This window comes from Microcystis sp. LE19-10.1B, assembly GCF_027530565.1.
Classification (GTDB): domain Bacteria; phylum Cyanobacteriota; class Cyanobacteriia; order Cyanobacteriales; family Microcystaceae; genus Microcystis; species Microcystis aeruginosa.
In genome coordinates this window covers 1-16,214 of sequence record NZ_JAPZQM010000120.1, presented here as the reverse complement: position 1 = coordinate 16,214, position 16,214 = coordinate 1, and the positions used below count along the sequence as shown (strand labels likewise).

The 16,214-nt window shown below is 39.2% G+C and carries 14 protein-coding genes; 9 read left to right on the top strand and 5 right to left on the bottom strand.

The genetic code is table 11. The annotated features are described in order from the left end of the window. Positions 1-238: 238 nt before the first annotated feature. The 4 genes from O9332_RS04340 to O9332_RS04325 all read left to right on the top strand — a co-directional run bounded on the left by O9332_RS04340 (position 239) and on the right by O9332_RS04325 (position 3,155). Positions 239-1,732 carry a hypothetical protein gene (locus O9332_RS04340; RefSeq protein WP_288023834.1) on the top strand — a complete coding sequence of 498 codons (1,494 nt, stop codon included), beginning with the start codon at positions 239-241 and terminating at the stop codon, positions 1,730-1,732. A 5-nt stretch (positions 1,733-1,737) separates the two neighbouring features. After that, on the top strand, positions 1,738-2,196 hold the full coding sequence (locus O9332_RS04335) for a DUF7689 domain-containing protein (RefSeq protein WP_288023832.1): 459 nt from the start codon (positions 1,738-1,740) through the stop codon (positions 2,194-2,196). A gap of 95 nt (positions 2,197-2,291) precedes the next feature. After that, positions 2,292-2,423, top strand: a complete 132-nt coding sequence (locus O9332_RS04330; RefSeq protein WP_002744308.1) for a hypothetical protein — start codon at positions 2,292-2,294, stop codon at positions 2,421-2,423. A gap of 3 nt (positions 2,424-2,426) precedes the next feature. Next, the gene (locus tag O9332_RS04325; RefSeq protein WP_052276598.1) at positions 2,427-3,155 is read left to right on the top strand and encodes a class I SAM-dependent methyltransferase; all 729 of its coding nucleotides are present in this window, start codon (positions 2,427-2,429) and stop codon (positions 3,153-3,155) included. 43 nt (positions 3,156-3,198) lie between these two features. Here O9332_RS04325 and O9332_RS04320 read toward each other — a convergent pair whose 3' ends face one another. From O9332_RS04320 to O9332_RS04300, 5 genes are all read right to left on the bottom strand, one after another. Further along, positions 3,199-6,033 (bottom strand): CHAT domain-containing protein, encoded by a 2,835-nt coding sequence (locus tag O9332_RS04320; RefSeq protein ID WP_288023829.1) that lies wholly within the window; start codon positions 6,031-6,033, stop codon positions 3,199-3,201. Next, a complete protein-coding gene (locus tag O9332_RS04315) occupies positions 6,030-6,350 on the bottom strand; it encodes a hypothetical protein (RefSeq protein ID WP_288023827.1) in 321 nt (106 codons plus the stop codon). The genes O9332_RS04320 and O9332_RS04315 overlap by 4 nt, the downstream gene beginning before the upstream one ends. A 227-nt stretch (positions 6,351-6,577) precedes the next feature. Continuing rightward, positions 6,578-7,300: a restriction endonuclease subunit S gene (locus O9332_RS04310; RefSeq protein WP_002762203.1), complete on the bottom strand. Its 723-nt coding sequence runs from the start codon at positions 7,298-7,300 to the stop codon at positions 6,578-6,580. Then, positions 7,297-9,063: an N-6 DNA methylase gene (locus tag O9332_RS04305; RefSeq protein ID WP_002762205.1), complete on the bottom strand. Its 1,767-nt coding sequence runs from the start codon at positions 9,061-9,063 to the stop codon at positions 7,297-7,299. The genes O9332_RS04310 and O9332_RS04305 overlap by 4 nt, the downstream gene beginning before the upstream one ends. Before the next feature lie 212 nt (positions 9,064-9,275). Continuing rightward, positions 9,276-9,506 (bottom strand): type II toxin-antitoxin system CcdA family antitoxin, encoded by a 231-nt coding sequence (locus tag O9332_RS04300; RefSeq protein WP_002762207.1) that lies wholly within the window; start codon positions 9,504-9,506, stop codon positions 9,276-9,278. Positions 9,507-10,054: 548 nt separating this feature from the next. Between O9332_RS04300 and lepA the strand changes: the two genes are divergently transcribed. From lepA to O9332_RS04275, 5 genes are all read left to right on the top strand, one after another. Then, positions 10,055-11,866 carry a translation elongation factor 4 gene (gene lepA, locus O9332_RS04295; protein ID WP_002762209.1) on the top strand — a complete coding sequence of 604 codons (1,812 nt, stop codon included), beginning with the start codon at positions 10,055-10,057 and terminating at the stop codon, positions 11,864-11,866. Between the two features lie 55 nt (positions 11,867-11,921). Next, a complete protein-coding gene (locus O9332_RS04290; RefSeq protein ID WP_002762211.1) occupies positions 11,922-13,097 on the top strand; it encodes an AAA family ATPase in 1,176 nt (391 codons plus the stop codon). Between the two features lie 3 nt (positions 13,098-13,100). Then, a complete protein-coding gene (locus tag O9332_RS04285) occupies positions 13,101-13,784 on the top strand; it encodes a hypothetical protein (RefSeq protein ID WP_002762213.1) in 684 nt (227 codons plus the stop codon). A 244-nt stretch (positions 13,785-14,028) separates the two neighbouring features. Then, complete coding sequence (locus tag O9332_RS04280) at positions 14,029-15,843, top strand: ABC transporter ATP-binding protein (RefSeq protein ID WP_288023821.1); 1,815 nt, start codon at positions 14,029-14,031, stop codon at positions 15,841-15,843. 57 nt (positions 15,844-15,900) lie between these two features. Next, positions 15,901-16,214: DUF4164 family protein (locus O9332_RS04275; RefSeq protein WP_288023818.1), on the top strand; the 314-nt coding region annotated here is incomplete at its 3' end.

Genomic DNA, 16,214 nt, shown 5'->3' with positions numbered 1-16,214 from the left:
TAACTATACCAAGGGCATCTAACGGTGATGAGTGATCGGCACAAAGATGGCAGCTCGAAGACACTACAATTGACAAACCTGTAAATCCATGTTACACTCGATGATTGATAGATAAAACTATCATTAGCATGATTGTTCTTAATTAACCATAATACTTTTATTATCATCAGCCTCGACATTTCAGTTTGAGTGTGATGGGAATCTTGAGTAAACTGACTAAATTTCAAGGAGCAACTAAATGCCTGAGAGTTTACAAGGTGAGAAATGTGACGATACTGCAACTAAGGCTAATCAATTTTTAAATACTAGAAACGACCTTATAAGTTATCAAACAAAAAGATTAGACAATCTTTCTGATTTTGAACAACTTGAGCAAGCCTTAATGAATTTTACAAGCAATAAGAAAGATACGGTAAAATATATTCTAAAAAAAGTTTGTGAAGAAGCTAAGTGTCAAGTTGCAGCGATTTTTTTAATCTCTAAGGATGATGTACTAGAGCGTTTTGCCATTCAAGGCAAAGACGTTAATGGTGAGCCAATAGATGATACATGGCTACAAGAAGAGAGGTATGCGAAAGGGGAGAGTTTCACTGGCAGCGCTGCTAATCCATCTGATGGATCATATGGGAAGGTTACTGGAGAGCTTTTCCAGTATGAAAATTTGAAGTATAGGCAGGAATATTCTGATAAGCTAGGCAAATTAATCTCTGCCATTGCCTTACCTTTGAATGGACGAAACAAAACCTATGGAGTATTGAGAATTATAAACAAAGTTGATGATCAGGGCAATATTGACGATCTGGCAAGCTTTGATCCCTGTACAGTAGCTTTCTTAGCAGGAGTCGCCTCTGCTAAACTATCTAATATTCACAGGGATTCTGAGATTAATATACTCAATTACTTGACATACCTTGCAGATATTATCCCAGTTGATTCCTTTGACAAGTATCAAGAAAGGATGTATGACGAAATTTTCAAATACTTAGTCGGCAACGAGACTCCATATAAAGTTGCCATTCTTTACAGAAAAAACTTGTCTTCTGAAGTAATGGAAGTTTTACGATTTTCTGAAGTATCTGGAGTAAGTAATTCATGTCGAGTTTATCTTGAAGAGGTTGGAAAGGAGTTTGCAGAAAAAATCTCTTCAAATACTTGTCAATTTATTGAAGGAGTACATGAGGAGAAAAACAATAATCGGTTTATTCAAACTGATTTAAAACATTTTGAAGATTCAAAACTTGAAGCCTTTGGCGTTTTCCCACTTTTCTTTGAGGGAAAATTCATCGGAGCTATTGCTCTATTTTTTGGATATAAGTTCAAGCTATTCGATAATAATCTTAGCTTTTTACAAAGTTTTTCTTCTTTACTTGCCATATTAGTTAACAAACAAACTCGGGCAGAGAGACTAAGGGAGTTTGAAAGTCTTGCTGAAGATTGGATTAATGAAACAAGTCATTTATCCTCAACCCATGAGGCGATTATACATCCTAACTATCAGAGAATTATTGGAATGGGGCAAGATGTTATACCATTTTTGCTCAAAAATCTTAAAGAGCCAAAAAGCCTTCCTAGCCGTTGGTTTTGGGCATTAAAAGCTATTTCTGGTGAAGATCCGGTTCCTAAAGACAGCCGGGGTAAGTCTAAGGAGATGATCGATGCTTGGTTGCACTGGGGTATCCAAAAGGGATATATTAAAGGGGATATATTAATGAACACTAAATCATCTATTTAAAAAGTATGTGTATTGTAATCATTAACGGTGATAGTCATATAACCAGTCCGAGAACTCCTTATTACAATTCCTTTGCTTGGGCAGTAAATGATCAAGAGCGTTGGTGGTTTCCCGATGGATTTGAGACTGAATATTGGCCAGCTGGAGTAGCAAGGGAGAACACTCTAAGTGCCTTCATAGATGCCTATATGACCGAGCTTTTTGAAGTTTGCCCAATTGGTGATCCTAATTTAGAGTTTAGTCCTAACGGTTTTTTTGTTGAAAAAATCGCTATTTATACTATTAATGGTAGTCCCTCTCACGCCTGTCGGCAATTAAACACTGGAAGATGGACGAGTAAAATAGGAGTTCGTGAAGATGTACGACATGAATTTGTGGAACATTTTATTGTAGAAATTGAAGGGATACCTGATATTCTTAATCTTGGAAACCGCAGCATTATTATGAGGAGAATACATCATTAATAGTAGGCTAGAGTCTAGCTCTGCTTTCAGATAAGATATTTATCTTAAGTTTGCTCGTGGAAGTTCTGCAATTGTAAAGATATGCTATAATTGGAGTGAGTCAAAGTACCAAAGTTAAGCGTTTAGAGGAAGTAGCGAATTGCCATCAAAAGCTAAATATTATGTTCGGCAAGTCTTTCAGCAAAATTAAGTCTCTGACTATGTACACCAAAATAGCTAAGTTATAATTTATGGAAAATAATCAACTTATAGAAAGAAGGTTTGACGGCAAGATAGGTGATGATTATAGTCTCTGGCAATCTGCTCGTCCTCATCTTAAAAAGTTAAGACAAGAGTTAGTCAAACTACTAATTAACTATCAAAACTCTTGCCCAAAGGAATCGCTGATCCTAGAAATTGGGTGTGGCGATGGAGAATTAACTGAGATGATCCTATCTGAAGCAAAAAATATTAAGATAATCGCTATCGATAACGAACCTTCGATGATTCAAAAAATCCGCTCAAGGCTTTCACATTACCTATCTCAAGATACTCTTGTTGTTATTCAGGATGATGTTTTAAACTTTTTGCAAAGTTATCCTTTGAATAACTTTAATTTTATTGTTTCTGGATTCACTTTTCACAATATGTTGGCACTCTATCGTTTTCAAGTATTTCAACTATTATATAGTCGGCTTCTCATTGGAGGTAAGTTATTAGACGCTGATAAAATCGCGCAAAGAGGTGAACAGCATAACCGTGATATAAAGTGGCAATATGATAAATTCTTTGAAGTCCTTGTATCTGCTGAAAGGTTCGATCTCCTGAAAGAGGTTATGTTGCACTATACTACGGATGAACAACCTAATAGAATACGCTATGAAGATGAAACAATCTCTGAACTTTCAGAAATTGGATTTCAAGAAGTTACCTTATACTTACGCCAATATATGGATGCACTGATTATAGCCTCTAAATAGAATTTTACCCGATTGTTAGCACCTAAGTTAAATATTTTGGGATTCATTCAAGTCTTGAAGCTAACGTAGAAATTCTCCTCGCTCCATAAACAATTCCCCCACCCCCACCTTGGTAAAAGTGATGGTATATAAGAATTGGAAATGTAAAGTCGCTCAAGTCTGCTGTGGCAGGATATTCTATATTTTCAAGCTCCAACCATATACCTCCTTTTCGCCAACCTATGCAATCGCCAAAACTACCCCATACTTCCCGATTATATTCTTCTTTCCCCCCAAGGCCACGGTAAATTTTGGCCTGTCCTTTAATGCCAAATTTCCCTTCGCTGTGTTTCATCCAAAGTCGATCAATCTCATCGATTACCTCTAGGGATACCTGACTAAAAAGGTCGTAGAAGTCATTATAATTTTCTATGACCATCCATTGGTACATGATAAAAGCGGTTTCGTAGTCGGATTTTTTCCAATCCTGTTGCTCTAGGTACTTCTCTAGTTTTTGATAGATTTGCCCTTGGTTTTCTATGAGATATTCCCTTTGTTTTCTCAGTTCTTTTTCGTAGGCGCGATCAGCCTCTTTGTGATATTGTACCGAGATCATCTTATCGAATTGTTCTCGGAAACGATCTGGGTTTTCTGTCTCTGCAAAAGCTAGACGGAAAATCTCGCGCCATCTTTCCTCGTTTTCGTTCTCTTTATTCCCCCATAATTCATATAATTTATCATGAGCTTTCCTAGATAATGAATAAACCTCTGTTGCGACCGGATGTTGGACAGAGAAAATAATATTAGGTAAAATTCGAGAGACACGATAAAGTTGATTTTTTTGTTCAACTTCAGGACTAATTTCCAGTAGTCCCAGTTCTCTTGCCCGTTTTAATTGTCCTTGGTAATTAGAAATGGAGCTACAGACGGCTTCTAAAGCTACCATCGGGACGGGTATCTCATAGATTAAACAATGACTAAGAACCTGCTGTAATGGCTGATCGATAAGCTGGTACAGTTCCTGCCAAATAATTTTATCTTTCCACAAATCGGGACTATTTTCTAGTTCAGCTAATTTAGCTTCTGCGTCTTCTCTACCTAAAATATCATTATTGAGAAATTCTAGTAATCGAGGATTTCCATCGGCTAAATTCAACGCCCTTTCCCTGAGAGGTTCAGGAAGTTGATCCGGGGTAAAATTGGCTAGACGAGCGAGTTTTTTAGTCAGTTCGGCTTTTCTAAATGGTTCTAATCCCTGCAAGAAAAAAGCCTCTAATAAATCAGAATCGAACTCGTAGCGACAAGTAATCAGAATCCGATGGTCAGTTCCCGTTTCTTGGATTGCCGTGACTAATGCTGCTAAAATCGGGGCGACTGGAGCCTTAAGAATATAGCGACCTTCACGAGGTTCGAGATTCCATTCAAAGTCATCAAGAATCAGAAGAAACGGTTTTTCTCCCAATTCAGCTAACCGAATGAATAGGTAAGATAATCGAGATTTAAGTTCAATTTGATTGTTTTCTAAATCAGCAATAAGTTCTCTAGTTTTAGGATTGATGAGTTTATCTTTTAACTTTCTTATCAAATAAACTTCATCAATTTGTCGCCACCAGAGAAGCTTTTCCGATTCAGGCAATCTCTCCCACAGTCGAGAGGCGATACTACTTTTTCCCCATCCTCCCATACCATGAATTAGTACCCCAACCTTTTCCCAATCCGTTTTCAGCGTTCGCAAACAATTCTGTAACTGGCGACGACGACCGACAAACTCTTCCCTTTTGACCACCCTAAGCCGATTTTCATCATCTCTAAATTCTCTGGTAATTGTCGGTTTTGGCAGTTGTGTGCGTTTCGGTGTCCTTAAGGGAGTTACTAGGGCTTGAGGTAGAGTGTTTCCTACATATAAGCGCAGTTTATGCCAATCCCTTGCTTGCTGGTCAATTAAGGCTCTATAGGTAGCAGATAGGGCCTCAATTACCGTTTCCCCTTGGGATAAATGTCCGTACAATTCCTTCGCTGCTACTGCTGCATCCGTATCTAGAACCCTTTCTCCCCAACCCAAAACAGCTTTTGCCCCCAAGTCCAAAAATTCTTCCGCCATGGAGGGAACTGCGCTGTCAGGAGCATAACCTGTACGGCAACCAGAGAGGAAAATTAAAGGCGGTAAAGAAGAACGAGCGATCGCATCATCAATGGCATTGGTGTCGCTATCAACCCGGTTGCCATACTCATCCTCGGTGAGAAAGCAGGGTTTTCCGTCCTGATGAGTTGCATGACCTGTTAAGTGAAAGACATCAAAGTAGCCTTGGTCATATTCCCGAACTACATAGCCTAACTCATTTAAACAACCACTTTCTTCTACTCTCAAGTTCACCGGATTGCGCTGGGTGGCTGCTAAAATTTGCCCCTCTTCTGCTTCGTAATCTAAGACGGGTTCAACGCCTAGCGGAGAGGTAGCCATAAAGAGCAAGTTGAGGGGGCGGTTTTGCGGCGGACTGACAATCTGATTCGGTCTATTATTGGAAAACCACCGCACGGGAATAATGGCAGGTCTTTTCTCCACCAAAAAACCCTGACCATCGTGTAGAAGTTCCCAGGGTAGATGAGCTAATCCTTGGCTGGTGCTGATAGCCAGAACTATTTTCTCTCCCCGGTGGCTATCTAATTCGTTCTGGAGGATGCGCTCTGTACCATCTAACCATCGGTACAAACCTTGTCCTGTTTTGCTGTGGTCTTTCGGTAAACGGGTATAGTAATCGGTGTCGGCCTTTTTACTTAGGTGGTCTATTTCACTCAAGGATCTTGTATAGGTACGAGTCTGGTTGGGGTTATCCCAGAAAAATCGGAACTCAACCCTATTGCTACCCTTCTCCTGAAGATCAATATGCAGTATCTTCATGATTTTTCTTGTTCCAAGAGTTTTTGTAGTTGCTCTAGGGTAGCATCTTTGAGCATCAGGCGATCGCCGTTTTTGCTCACAATGAACACTCGTTCGATCTTCGGGGTTTCAGGAGAGTCAATTTTTCGCTTTAATTGGTACAATTTCTCAGCGATGGCGATTGTTCCGCTAATAATGCCGATGATGGTGGCGATGGTGGCAAGGGTTCCCTCTTTCTGCACTTCGGAGATAACTTCGTAGCTGCCTTGCACCCCTTCCATCTCTAGGATGTCCTGAGCAACTTTGATAGCATCGGCTCCTTCAATTTCTATCTGCATCAGTTTTGTTCCTCCCGTAAGTACCCAAGCAAAATGATCCTAAATCCGTTTATTAAAAACTGATTATCTATTCCCCCTTTTGCCTGTCCTGATATGTAGCCTATACTCAACGAATTTAGCACGAAACCCAACCAATGTCCTATTATCAAAAATTATAAATGATTTTGCCTGGTTATTGGATGGGGTGTTGGGTAACAGTCGTCAACCCAACCTACCTTCCGCGCTTTCTAGCTGTCGGTTCTAAGAGTTAGATTACCAAGTACAAGCTGAGCTAAGTCATCAGCTTTCTTTGATTGTTCTGCCGCCAATGTCCTTAGCGTAAACTCTTGTTCGACAGCATCTCCAATTTGTGTTTGAATCTCTTCTGGGGGAACAATTATTTGTAATTCTAGTAATCTAGACGGGCTAATTCTCTGTCGCCCCGTTGCACCAGTAACGTTTGCTGTCGCTTGTCGGGTAAAATGATCAGAACGTAAAGCCCGAAAAAGGTAATAAAGATTAATCTCGGCTTGTGATTTTTTTCGCAAAACAATAAATTCAGTTGAAGCTACTGCGTTAGTTACATCTTGAGTTACTAGCGCAATCTTTTTGTTGGCCAAGCTGGGCATGATCTTGGCGAAGAGAATGTCATTCTTTTGAAAGCGATGTTTTGTACTTCCAATCTCATTTCCTTGATTAAGTTTAAGAGTTAATATATAGCCATAAATATCATCTACTTCTCGTAAATCTATATATTCAAATATTTGACCAGCATATCTACTAGAGCGTGGATTAACGCTTCTTGATACAACATCTACAAAGTTTCCTAAAGGCTGCTGTTCAAACTCACCTATTTGCTCATGCAAATATTGTGTATAAGCTGCACCAGCATCAACTGTATCGATACTACGGGCTGATTCTTCAGTGATTGTTAATATTAAAGGGTCTGGTTTAATTAACTCGATAGTCATTGCAATTCTAGTTTTACTCTATGATAGGCTTCCGCGATAACAGGTAAATCATTGAGATCAGTTTCTCTATAATATTTTGAGGTAATGTCATAGCCAACGTGTTCTGCTTGTGCTAAAAAACGCTTTTTATTGTCTCCAGTAGTCTTCTTGAGATACAAAACACAGGTTCTAGCATTAGACCCCCCAAACGGCTTAAATGATCCGACAGGTAAGCTTATACAACCATGAATATGTGTACGAGATTTCACAAAGTTGCGAACTTCAGTCTCGGAAACTCCGCTGGCAACACCATGGGGCAAAATAACTAGCAAACGTCCAGTTTCAGGCTTTAATAGTCGAATTGCTCTCTCAAGAACCAAATAGTCTGAACCTTGAGCAGCTTTACCTCGTCCTAGATAATACCGGTTTAAAGTAGCAGAATCTTCATAGGGTATATTGAACGGGGGATTAATGAGAATTACATCAAACATTGCTGCGTTATTTTGCTCAATATTTAAAAAATCAGTTCTGCGTCCATCTGTATTCCCAAAAACATCTTCTCTAATTGAATCTCCTGTATAAATATGTTCATAGCCATCACCATGTAAAATCATATTTATTCGACATAAAGTGGCTAACCGAGGATTTATCTCAATTCCCCATAGATTATTCGTGACAAGATTACTAACTAAATGATCTTTTTCATCTTGGCTAGAATCAAGAAATCGAATTTTTTTGCGGACATTAATAAACGCTCTAATAAGAAAGCCACCACTTCCGCATGATAAATCAAGGACTTTTTCTCCAATTTTTATATCAGCTATCTCAACCATGAACTCAACTAATTGTCTTGGGGTTAAATACTGTCCTAAGTCCCCTCGGAGTGTTCCAGTAAGAAAGGCCTCATAAACAGAACCAACTACATCTCCTCCTGCTCCAGCCAAGCCAAGTGGTGTCTTAAAACCATAAAGACCAAAAGGCTCTAATTCACGAACAATTTTTTCAACAGTTTCGTTGCTTCTAATTTGAATTTGAGTTCCCGTAGGGAATACATTAAAAGTCTGTTTTGCGTCAGTAAACATTTGCTGTAAAGCAGCTAGAGGTCCACTGCCAAGAAGCCAGGAAGATGTAAAGCGATTGGGTGCAAGGCCTTCAGCATCTCTTTTCTCTTCGTTAAACTTACAAGTGAGAATTTTAGTTAGCTCATCAAATGCAGACTCGGCAATGAGTCCTTCTTTAGCTAACTCTTTTCGACATTCCCTAAATGCTATTTCTAAGTCACCTTTATTTTCAATAGTTACTAAAAGTCGCTCAGCAGCTTGTCGCTTTTCCAATTGAACTACATTGCTAGAGACAGTAAGTATTGTGCTTTCAAGCTCTTGCGGTTCAGGAACGGATTCTAATCCGCCAATATCGTCTCTATCCAAATAATAAATCTCCCAATCACGTCCATTAGTCAGAACTGCAATTGGTGTAGATGGTTCAAGAAGTTGAGCATAGGAAAGCGCTTGGTTAACATCCTCCTCGCTCAATCGATGCTGAATACGCTTGGTTTCAACCACAAGAGCCGGACGTTCCCCAATATAAACAACGATATCAGCTTGCTTTCTAAATCTATGTCCTGAAGTTCCAGTGATTGAGACTTTTCGACGTATCTGGTTCCTGTCGTAACCAAGCCTCATTATGAAAGGAATAACAACATTCTCAGCACAGTCGTCCTCAGAGTTCAACGGTGGTGCTTTGCGAAAAATGTCATCTAAGATAGCCTGTTTATTCAACGGCATAATAATCTATACACCTATGGGTTACACGACAACTAAGCCTACTGCAAACCAGAGCAGTAGGTAAATAGCTTAAACCGTTGCGTTGCTGTTACAGGCAATACTACTATTAACCAGCTTAGTTGGGGAAAAAATCTCAATTACTATCAATGGTTGACCTAAGAAAATATTTCAGTCTCTCCGTCGGGAAATAACCTATTAGAGACTGAAAAATCTTAGTCATTCCATTCCCCTTTGGGTGGTACGGGAGGATTGCGTCGAAGATGGCGGGTTAAGTCCTCATCCGGTTGTTTCTCTCCTCTTAGCCACTGTTTAATCGCTGTTTCGATAATGCGACTAGGATCGTTAGTCAGGTGTTTAATCTGTTCTAAAACTTCCGAGTCAAGGTGAATAGCGATTTCAACTTTCTCCGCCGTGCGCTGAGTCGGTGTAGCATTGTCGTTCATAAGCTCTATTAATGATTGCTATCTATCATTCTACCCGTCAGTCGAGGATTCTCATCCAAGAGTTTATCTAGGAGCTGCTGAAAAAAGTTTTTCGTGGTGGCAGGGTGTAGGGTGTAGGGTGTAGGGTGTAGGGTTTTACCGATTTTGAAGTAGTCAGTTACCTAATTTTCAGGGAAAAAGTCCAGGAATTTTACCCCCGATCACTCCATAGGCACTTTTTGAGGGAAAAAAGTCTAAAAGCCTTATCCAACAAGGTTTTTAGATTTATTCAGCCAGCCCTATCTATAGTAATCCGATTTGGACAAATCATACATCTTTCCCCTAGCCATTGCCCTTTCCCTGATTTTGTCCCCATAATCAAGCCTACCATAGTTTCCTGTGGATGCCGAGAGGGGAAGCTAAGGTCAAAACCATGACTATACTTGCAGTTTAGCTTTTTTTACCTTTTACTTTTCGCTTTTGCTCCAGCCTTAGAGACTTTACCTCTACAATGAATTAAGGAATCTAAAATTTTATAAACCCCTGACTTTTGCCAACAGTGAACCACGATGACTGACGTTCCCGTTTCTCGCATTCGCAATTTTTCCATCATCGCTCATATCGATCATGGTAAATCAACTCTCGCCGATCGCCTCCTGCAAATTACGGGAACCGTAGCCCAACGGGAGATGAAAGAACAATTTCTCGATAATATGGACTTGGAACGGGAACGAGGTATCACCATCAAGTTACAGGCGGCACGCATGGATTATACCGCTAAGGATGGTCAAAAATACGTTCTCAATCTGATTGACACCCCCGGCCATGTGGATTTTTCCTACGAGGTTTCTCGGTCTCTAGCGGCGTGCGAGGGAGCTTTATTAGTTGTGGATGCGTCCCAAGGAGTAGAGGCGCAAACTTTAGCCAATGTTTACCTAGCACTGGAAAATAACCTCGAAATTATCCCAGTTTTAAATAAAATCGACCTACCCAGTGCCGAACCGGAACGAGTCGCAGCGGAAATCGAGGAAGTGGTGGGTTTAGACTGTAGTGAGGCGATTCGGGCCTCGGCTAAGGCTGGGATCGGTATTAATGATATTCTAGAGTCGATCGTCCAATTGGTTCCCCCTCCCCAAGATACCCTTGAAGAACCCTTCCGAGCTTTAATTTTTGATAGTTATTACGACGCTTATCGAGGGGTAATTGTCTATTTCCGCGTCATGGATGGTCGGGTGAAAAAGGGCGATAAAATTCGTTTTATGGCTTCCGGTAAAGAATTTGTGATCGATGAATTGGGAATTTTATCACCGCAACAGGTACAGGTAAATGAACTGCACGCGGGAGAAGTGGGTTATCTGGCAGCCGCGATTAAAACTGTTGCTGATGCCCGGGTGGGTGATACGATTACTCTAACCGCTAAACCGGCACAAGAGCCTTTACCCGGTTATACAGAAGCAAAACCGATGGTTTTCTGCGGATTATTCCCCACCGATGCCGATCAGTATGCCGATCTCAAAGATGCGCTGGAAAAGTTAAAATTAAACGATGCAGCTCTATCCTACGAACCGGAAACTTCTAGCGCCATGGGTTTTGGTTTCCGTTGCGGTTTCTTGGGACTGCTACACATGGAAATCGTCCAGGAAAGACTAGAAAGGGAATATAACTTAGATTTAATTACCACTGCTCCCTCGGTAGTTTATCAGGTCACTACCACCGATGGGGAAATTGTCGAAGTGGATAATCCCAGTTTGTTACCTTCCCCACAAAAACGGGAAAAAATTGAGGAACCTTATATCCAAGTGGAAATGATTACTCCGGAAACCTATGTAGGTGCTTTGATGGAATTATGTCAAAGTCGTCGGGGAGTTTTCAAGGATATGCGTTATTTTACTAAAACTCGCACCGCTTTGATTTATGAGTTACCTTTAGCGGAAGTGGTGACGGACTTTTTCGATCAATTAAAATCTCGATCGCGCGGTTATGCTAGTATGGAATATCAATTAATTGGCTATCGGGAAAATGAGCTAGTTAAATTAGATATTATGGTCAATGGTGATCCCGTTGATGCTTTAGCGATGATCGTTCACCGGGATAAAGCTTATTATGTTGGTCGTGCGTTAACCGAAAAGTTAAAAGAATTGATTCCCCGGCATCAATTTAAGGTTCCCATTCAGGCCGCTATTGGTTCTAAAATTATCGCTAGTGAACATATTCCTGCTTTAAGAAAGGATGTCTTAGCTAAGTGTTATGGTGGTGATATTAGCCGCAAGAAAAAGCTGTTAGACAAGCAAGCAAAAGGTAAGAAACGGATGAAAGCGATCGGAACTGTTGATGTCCCCCAGGAAGCATTTATGGCAGTCCTAAAACTCGATCCTCAGTAAAATCTTGGGGTGAGAATTAACTCACCCTTTTTAGTTTTAGCAGTGGGGAATTATTATGAAACTTTTGAGATTATCCTATCAAGATTTATCCTCTGGATTAAGTATAGATTCTTGCAAATTTTTTCCAGATTTGAATTTATTAGTTGGTATCTCAGGTGCAGGAAAAACCTCGATTTTAAAGGCTATTAGTAATTTAAAAAGAATCGCTAACGGTGAGTCTATAAATGGAGTAAAATGGGATGTAGAATTTTTAACCAATGATCATGTTCGTTATCATTGGTTGGGTGAATTTGAGGTTAGAAAAGCTCGTTCTCTCATCAAGATTGAAGAAGATGAAGTCAATAGTAATGACGGCGAAAATAAGGTTAGTATAATTAGGGAAACTCTTTTAAAAGATCAAGAGGTTTTGATCGCAAGAAATCAAGAGGTAATTGAGTTTAAACATTCAAAGACACCAAAACTAGCGTCTTATTTAAGCTGTATAGAGCTTTTCAATCAAGAAGAAGATGTTTTCCCTGTTCGACAGGAATTTAACAAAATGGTTTTCAATCCACTTAAGTTTAATATCTCATCTTCAACATTGGATAAAATCCTTAGAGACTACGAATATACCTCTCTCTCTGAATTACAATCGAGTCAACTTCCTATTTCCGACAAACTACTGATCACTTATAAAAAATATCCCGATACGTTCGAGATAATAAAGAGAAAGTTTTTAGATATTTTCCCTCAAGTTGAAGATTTAAAAATAGAATTTTTAGAACCATTCAAACTAGGTGATATTGGTATGCTTGTTTCATTAACTCCAATTTTTTTACTTGAAGACTTACCTCGCATACAAATAAAAGAAAAAAACTCTCATGTCTGGATTGTAGAACCAAATATCTCCTCTGGAATGATAAAAAGCCTGATGTTCTTAGCAACGATCAAATTATCTCCTGATGGCAGCGTTATATTAATCGATGAATTTGAAAATAGTTTGGGGGTTAACTGTTTGGACACTTTAACAGAAGATTTATTAGTTAATTATCGAGATTTACAGTTTATTATTACCAGTCATCATCCCTATATAATTAATAATATCAGTCCTGCCTATTGGAAAATAGTCACTCGTAAAGGAGGAGTAATTCAGGTACACAATGCGGCTGATTTTCATATTTCTAAAACTCGACAAAAAGCCTTTATTGATCTTATCAATGTCCTAGAAGAATTTCCTCAAGGAATTAGTTAATCGATGAATATTTATTTTTTAGTTGAAGGAAGAAGTACCGAAAAAAAGCTTTATACTGCCTGGTTAACTTATCTTATTCCCGAATTTAAGCGAGTTGATTTTTACGATCAAGTCAATCACAACAATTACGTTCTGATTAGTGGTAATGGCTACCCCTCGATACTTGATGAGGGAATTCCTAACGCCATCGATAAAATTCAAGAAGTATCCAAATATAACTATCTAGTCATCTGTCTCGATGCTGATGAGGATACTGTCGAAGAAAGAGAACAATATGTTAATGACTTTATCACCAAACATATTACTATCCCCGCACAACTTGAAATCGTGATAATCATTCAAAATCGATGTATTGAAACATGGCTACTAGGCAATCGCACAATATTTAATTCTAAACAACCTTTACAGGGACTTTTAGCTGATTATGTTCAACACTATGATGTTTACGAAAATGATCCCGAACTAATGGGTAGATTTAATTGCAGAAATCATGCCGATTTTCATTTTGCTTATCTAAAGTCTATTTTTGAAGCTAAAAAGTTGTCTTATTCTAAAAAATTCCCTGGGGTAGCTCAAGAACAATACTATCTTAATCAATTAAAAAAGCGTATCGATAAAACCGAACACTTAAAAACCTTTCAGAAATTTATTAATTTTTGTGATAATATTCGTCAAAATTTTAGATAAATTGATCTGTGGTGCTTCTGCCAAGGATGAAATACAAGCTGATCCGGCATCATCTCCTGACTAATGGCTGATCGAGAATACAAGACTATGACAAGGCTTTTCTCCTAAAAATTTCTAGGTTGGCAGATTTTTGTAGTATTGTAGTATAATGGTAACTCCAGAAAAACAATCCCAAAAGTGCCTTTAGTCTCTTCAGTTAGCAGTTACCAGATAGAAGTTAAAAATTGGCAATTTACTTGATGTTATGGCTTCCTTACGGGATATTCTCAGTTACTATCGCAATTATCAAAAAGCCGCCTTTTTGAGCATTGCTGCATCCAGCGTCTTTGAAATTATCGATCTGATGGTTCCCTACGCCGTCGGACAGATTCTTAATGTTCTTTCTCATCAGCCTTTAGATGGATTCGTGCAATCTTTAGTCGATCGCACCATGATATTAACTCCCTTTGCCTCAGAAAAGTGGGTTAGTTTGGCGGTATTATTAGGCTTAATTTTCCTAACCACGGTAATTAAAGCACCAATTCAGCCTTGGGTGAGTCTCTGGTTTCACTGGGAAATATCCTTAAGAGCGCGACGAGATCATCTCAAAAAAGTTATTGCTAAAATTCTCACCTTACCCCTATCTTTTTACGATGAAAATAATCCAGGACGCATCGCTAACCGGATCGCCAAAGGCATAGAAAATCATACTTGGACTTATCCTGAAGTGGCGGGAATGATGATCCCAAAACTGTTTAGAGTTTTCGGTATCTTTATTGTTATTTGGGTAATTCAATGGCAAATCGCCCTCGCTTTTGTCATTTCTTTTGTATTAATTGTGGCTTTTATTGTCAGAGATTTAAAAGATTTAATGCAAAAAGAAAGAATTCTTGATCAGCATATCGAAAATACCCAAAGTCGTAATTCTGAGATTATTACTAATATCAAAACCGTCAAAGCTTTCGCCACAGAAGGACAGGAATTATATCGTCAAAAACAGCGTTTAGAGAGAGAATTTACCTACGTTATCTATCGCATTCATAAGGGTTATGTGGACTTAACAACTTGGGAAAAAACCCTCGTCCAAGCTAGTTTATTTGGAGTATTTTTCTTTACTCTCCTAGCTACCGTTCAACAGAAAATCTCGATCGGGCATTTTATCACCACCTATACCCTCGCTAGTATGGCCTATGCGGAATTAGATCCCCTATCTCAAATGGCAGAAACTTTCGCTCGTCGCTATGCTTCTATGGCACGTCTAAACGAATTTATCAACTTGCCTAGTGGTACTGATTCCGGTAGTCTTTTAGCCGATCATGCCCAACACAATCCCTATCATTTTACGGGGAAAGTAGAATTAAGTAATCTTAGCTTTGGCTATAGTCCTGAAAGAAGGATTCTCAAGGATATTAATCTTCTGATTGAACCCTATCAAACCGTGGCATTAGTGGGAAAATCTGGTTCAGGAAAATCCACTTTAGTTAAGTTACTTTTCCGCTATTTTGAACCGAATCAAGGGCAAATTATGATAGATGGCGAGGATATTAGTCGCTTGGATGTGACTTGGTATCGGCGACGGTTAGCGATTGTCCATCAAGAAGTAGATGTGTTTAATGGTACGGTGTTAGAAAATCTCACCTACGGTAATCCTAATATTAGCTTCGAGAAGGTAGAAGAAGCCTGTAAAATTGCCCGTGTCGATGAATTTATTCAGGAATTACCTAATGGTTATTCCACTATTGTAGGGGAAAGGGGCGTGCGTCTTTCGGGGGGACAAAGACAGCGTTTAGGAATTGCTAGGGCGTTAATTGTTGATCCAGATGTGTTAGTTTTTGATGAGGCCACTTCTAGCTTAGATTATGAGTCAGAAAGAGCAATTCAACTAGCCATGAAATCCATTTTAGGCACTCGCACTACGATTATTATTGCCCACCGTCTCAGTACCGTTCGAGAAGCTGATCAAATTGTCGTCTTAGATAATGGTCGCATTGTCGAGATCGGTAGCCATGATCAATTATTAAATCAGCAGGGAATCTATCAACGTCTCCACTCTTTGCAAGAAAGTGGCGAACTGGTTTAGTCTTAAAATAGTCCCCGATAGGGAACCGAGAAAATATATCTAATGGGAGTTGATACTATGTCTAACGAAACCGTTACCTATTCCCTAGAAGCTGTTTTGACGAGGATTGAGGGGAAAATTGACAATCTCCAAAAAGATGTTAACCAAAAATTTGACAGTTTCCAAAAAGATGTTGACCAAAAATTTGAAAGTCTCCAAAAAGATTTTAACCAAAAATTTGACAAACTCGACGAACGGTTAAATAAGCTAGAGGTAGGACAGGCAAAGTTAACCGAAAAGGTTGAGGGCATCGATAATCGCCTAAAATCAGTGGAAGGAACCCAAAAAAATCAGGTTTGGACATTAATTATTCTTTTGGCAAGTGCGATCGC

What these genes read in the sequence shown, in the direction of transcription:
- O9332_RS04340 (WP_288023834.1), top strand. Translation starts at nt 239, where the DNA reads ATGCCTGAGAGTTTACAAGGTGAGAAATGTGACGATACTGCAACTAAG.
- O9332_RS04335 (WP_288023832.1), top strand. Translation starts at nt 1,738, where the DNA reads ATGTGTATTGTAATCATTAACGGTGATAGTCATATAACCAGTCCGAGA.
- O9332_RS04325 (WP_052276598.1), top strand. Translation starts at nt 2,427, where the DNA reads ATGGAAAATAATCAACTTATAGAAAGAAGGTTTGACGGCAAGATAGGT.
- O9332_RS04320 (WP_288023829.1), bottom strand. Translation starts at nt 6,033, where the DNA reads ATGAAGATACTGCATATTGATCTTCAGGAGAAGGGTAGCAATAGGGTT.
- O9332_RS04315 (WP_288023827.1), bottom strand. Translation starts at nt 6,350, where the DNA reads ATGCAGATAGAAATTGAAGGAGCCGATGCTATCAAAGTTGCTCAGGAC.
- O9332_RS04310 (WP_002762203.1), bottom strand. Translation starts at nt 7,300, where the DNA reads ATGACTATCGAGTTAATTAAACCAGACCCTTTAATATTAACAATCACT.
- O9332_RS04305 (WP_002762205.1), bottom strand. Translation starts at nt 9,063, where the DNA reads ATGCCGTTGAATAAACAGGCTATCTTAGATGACATTTTTCGCAAAGCA.
- O9332_RS04300 (WP_002762207.1), bottom strand. Translation starts at nt 9,506, where the DNA reads ATGAACGACAATGCTACACCGACTCAGCGCACGGCGGAGAAAGTTGAA.
- lepA (WP_002762209.1), top strand. Translation starts at nt 10,055, where the DNA reads ATGACTGACGTTCCCGTTTCTCGCATTCGCAATTTTTCCATCATCGCT.
- O9332_RS04290 (WP_002762211.1), top strand. Translation starts at nt 11,922, where the DNA reads ATGAAACTTTTGAGATTATCCTATCAAGATTTATCCTCTGGATTAAGT.
- O9332_RS04285 (WP_002762213.1), top strand. Translation starts at nt 13,101, where the DNA reads ATGAATATTTATTTTTTAGTTGAAGGAAGAAGTACCGAAAAAAAGCTT.
- O9332_RS04280 (WP_288023821.1), top strand. Translation starts at nt 14,029, where the DNA reads ATGGCTTCCTTACGGGATATTCTCAGTTACTATCGCAATTATCAAAAA.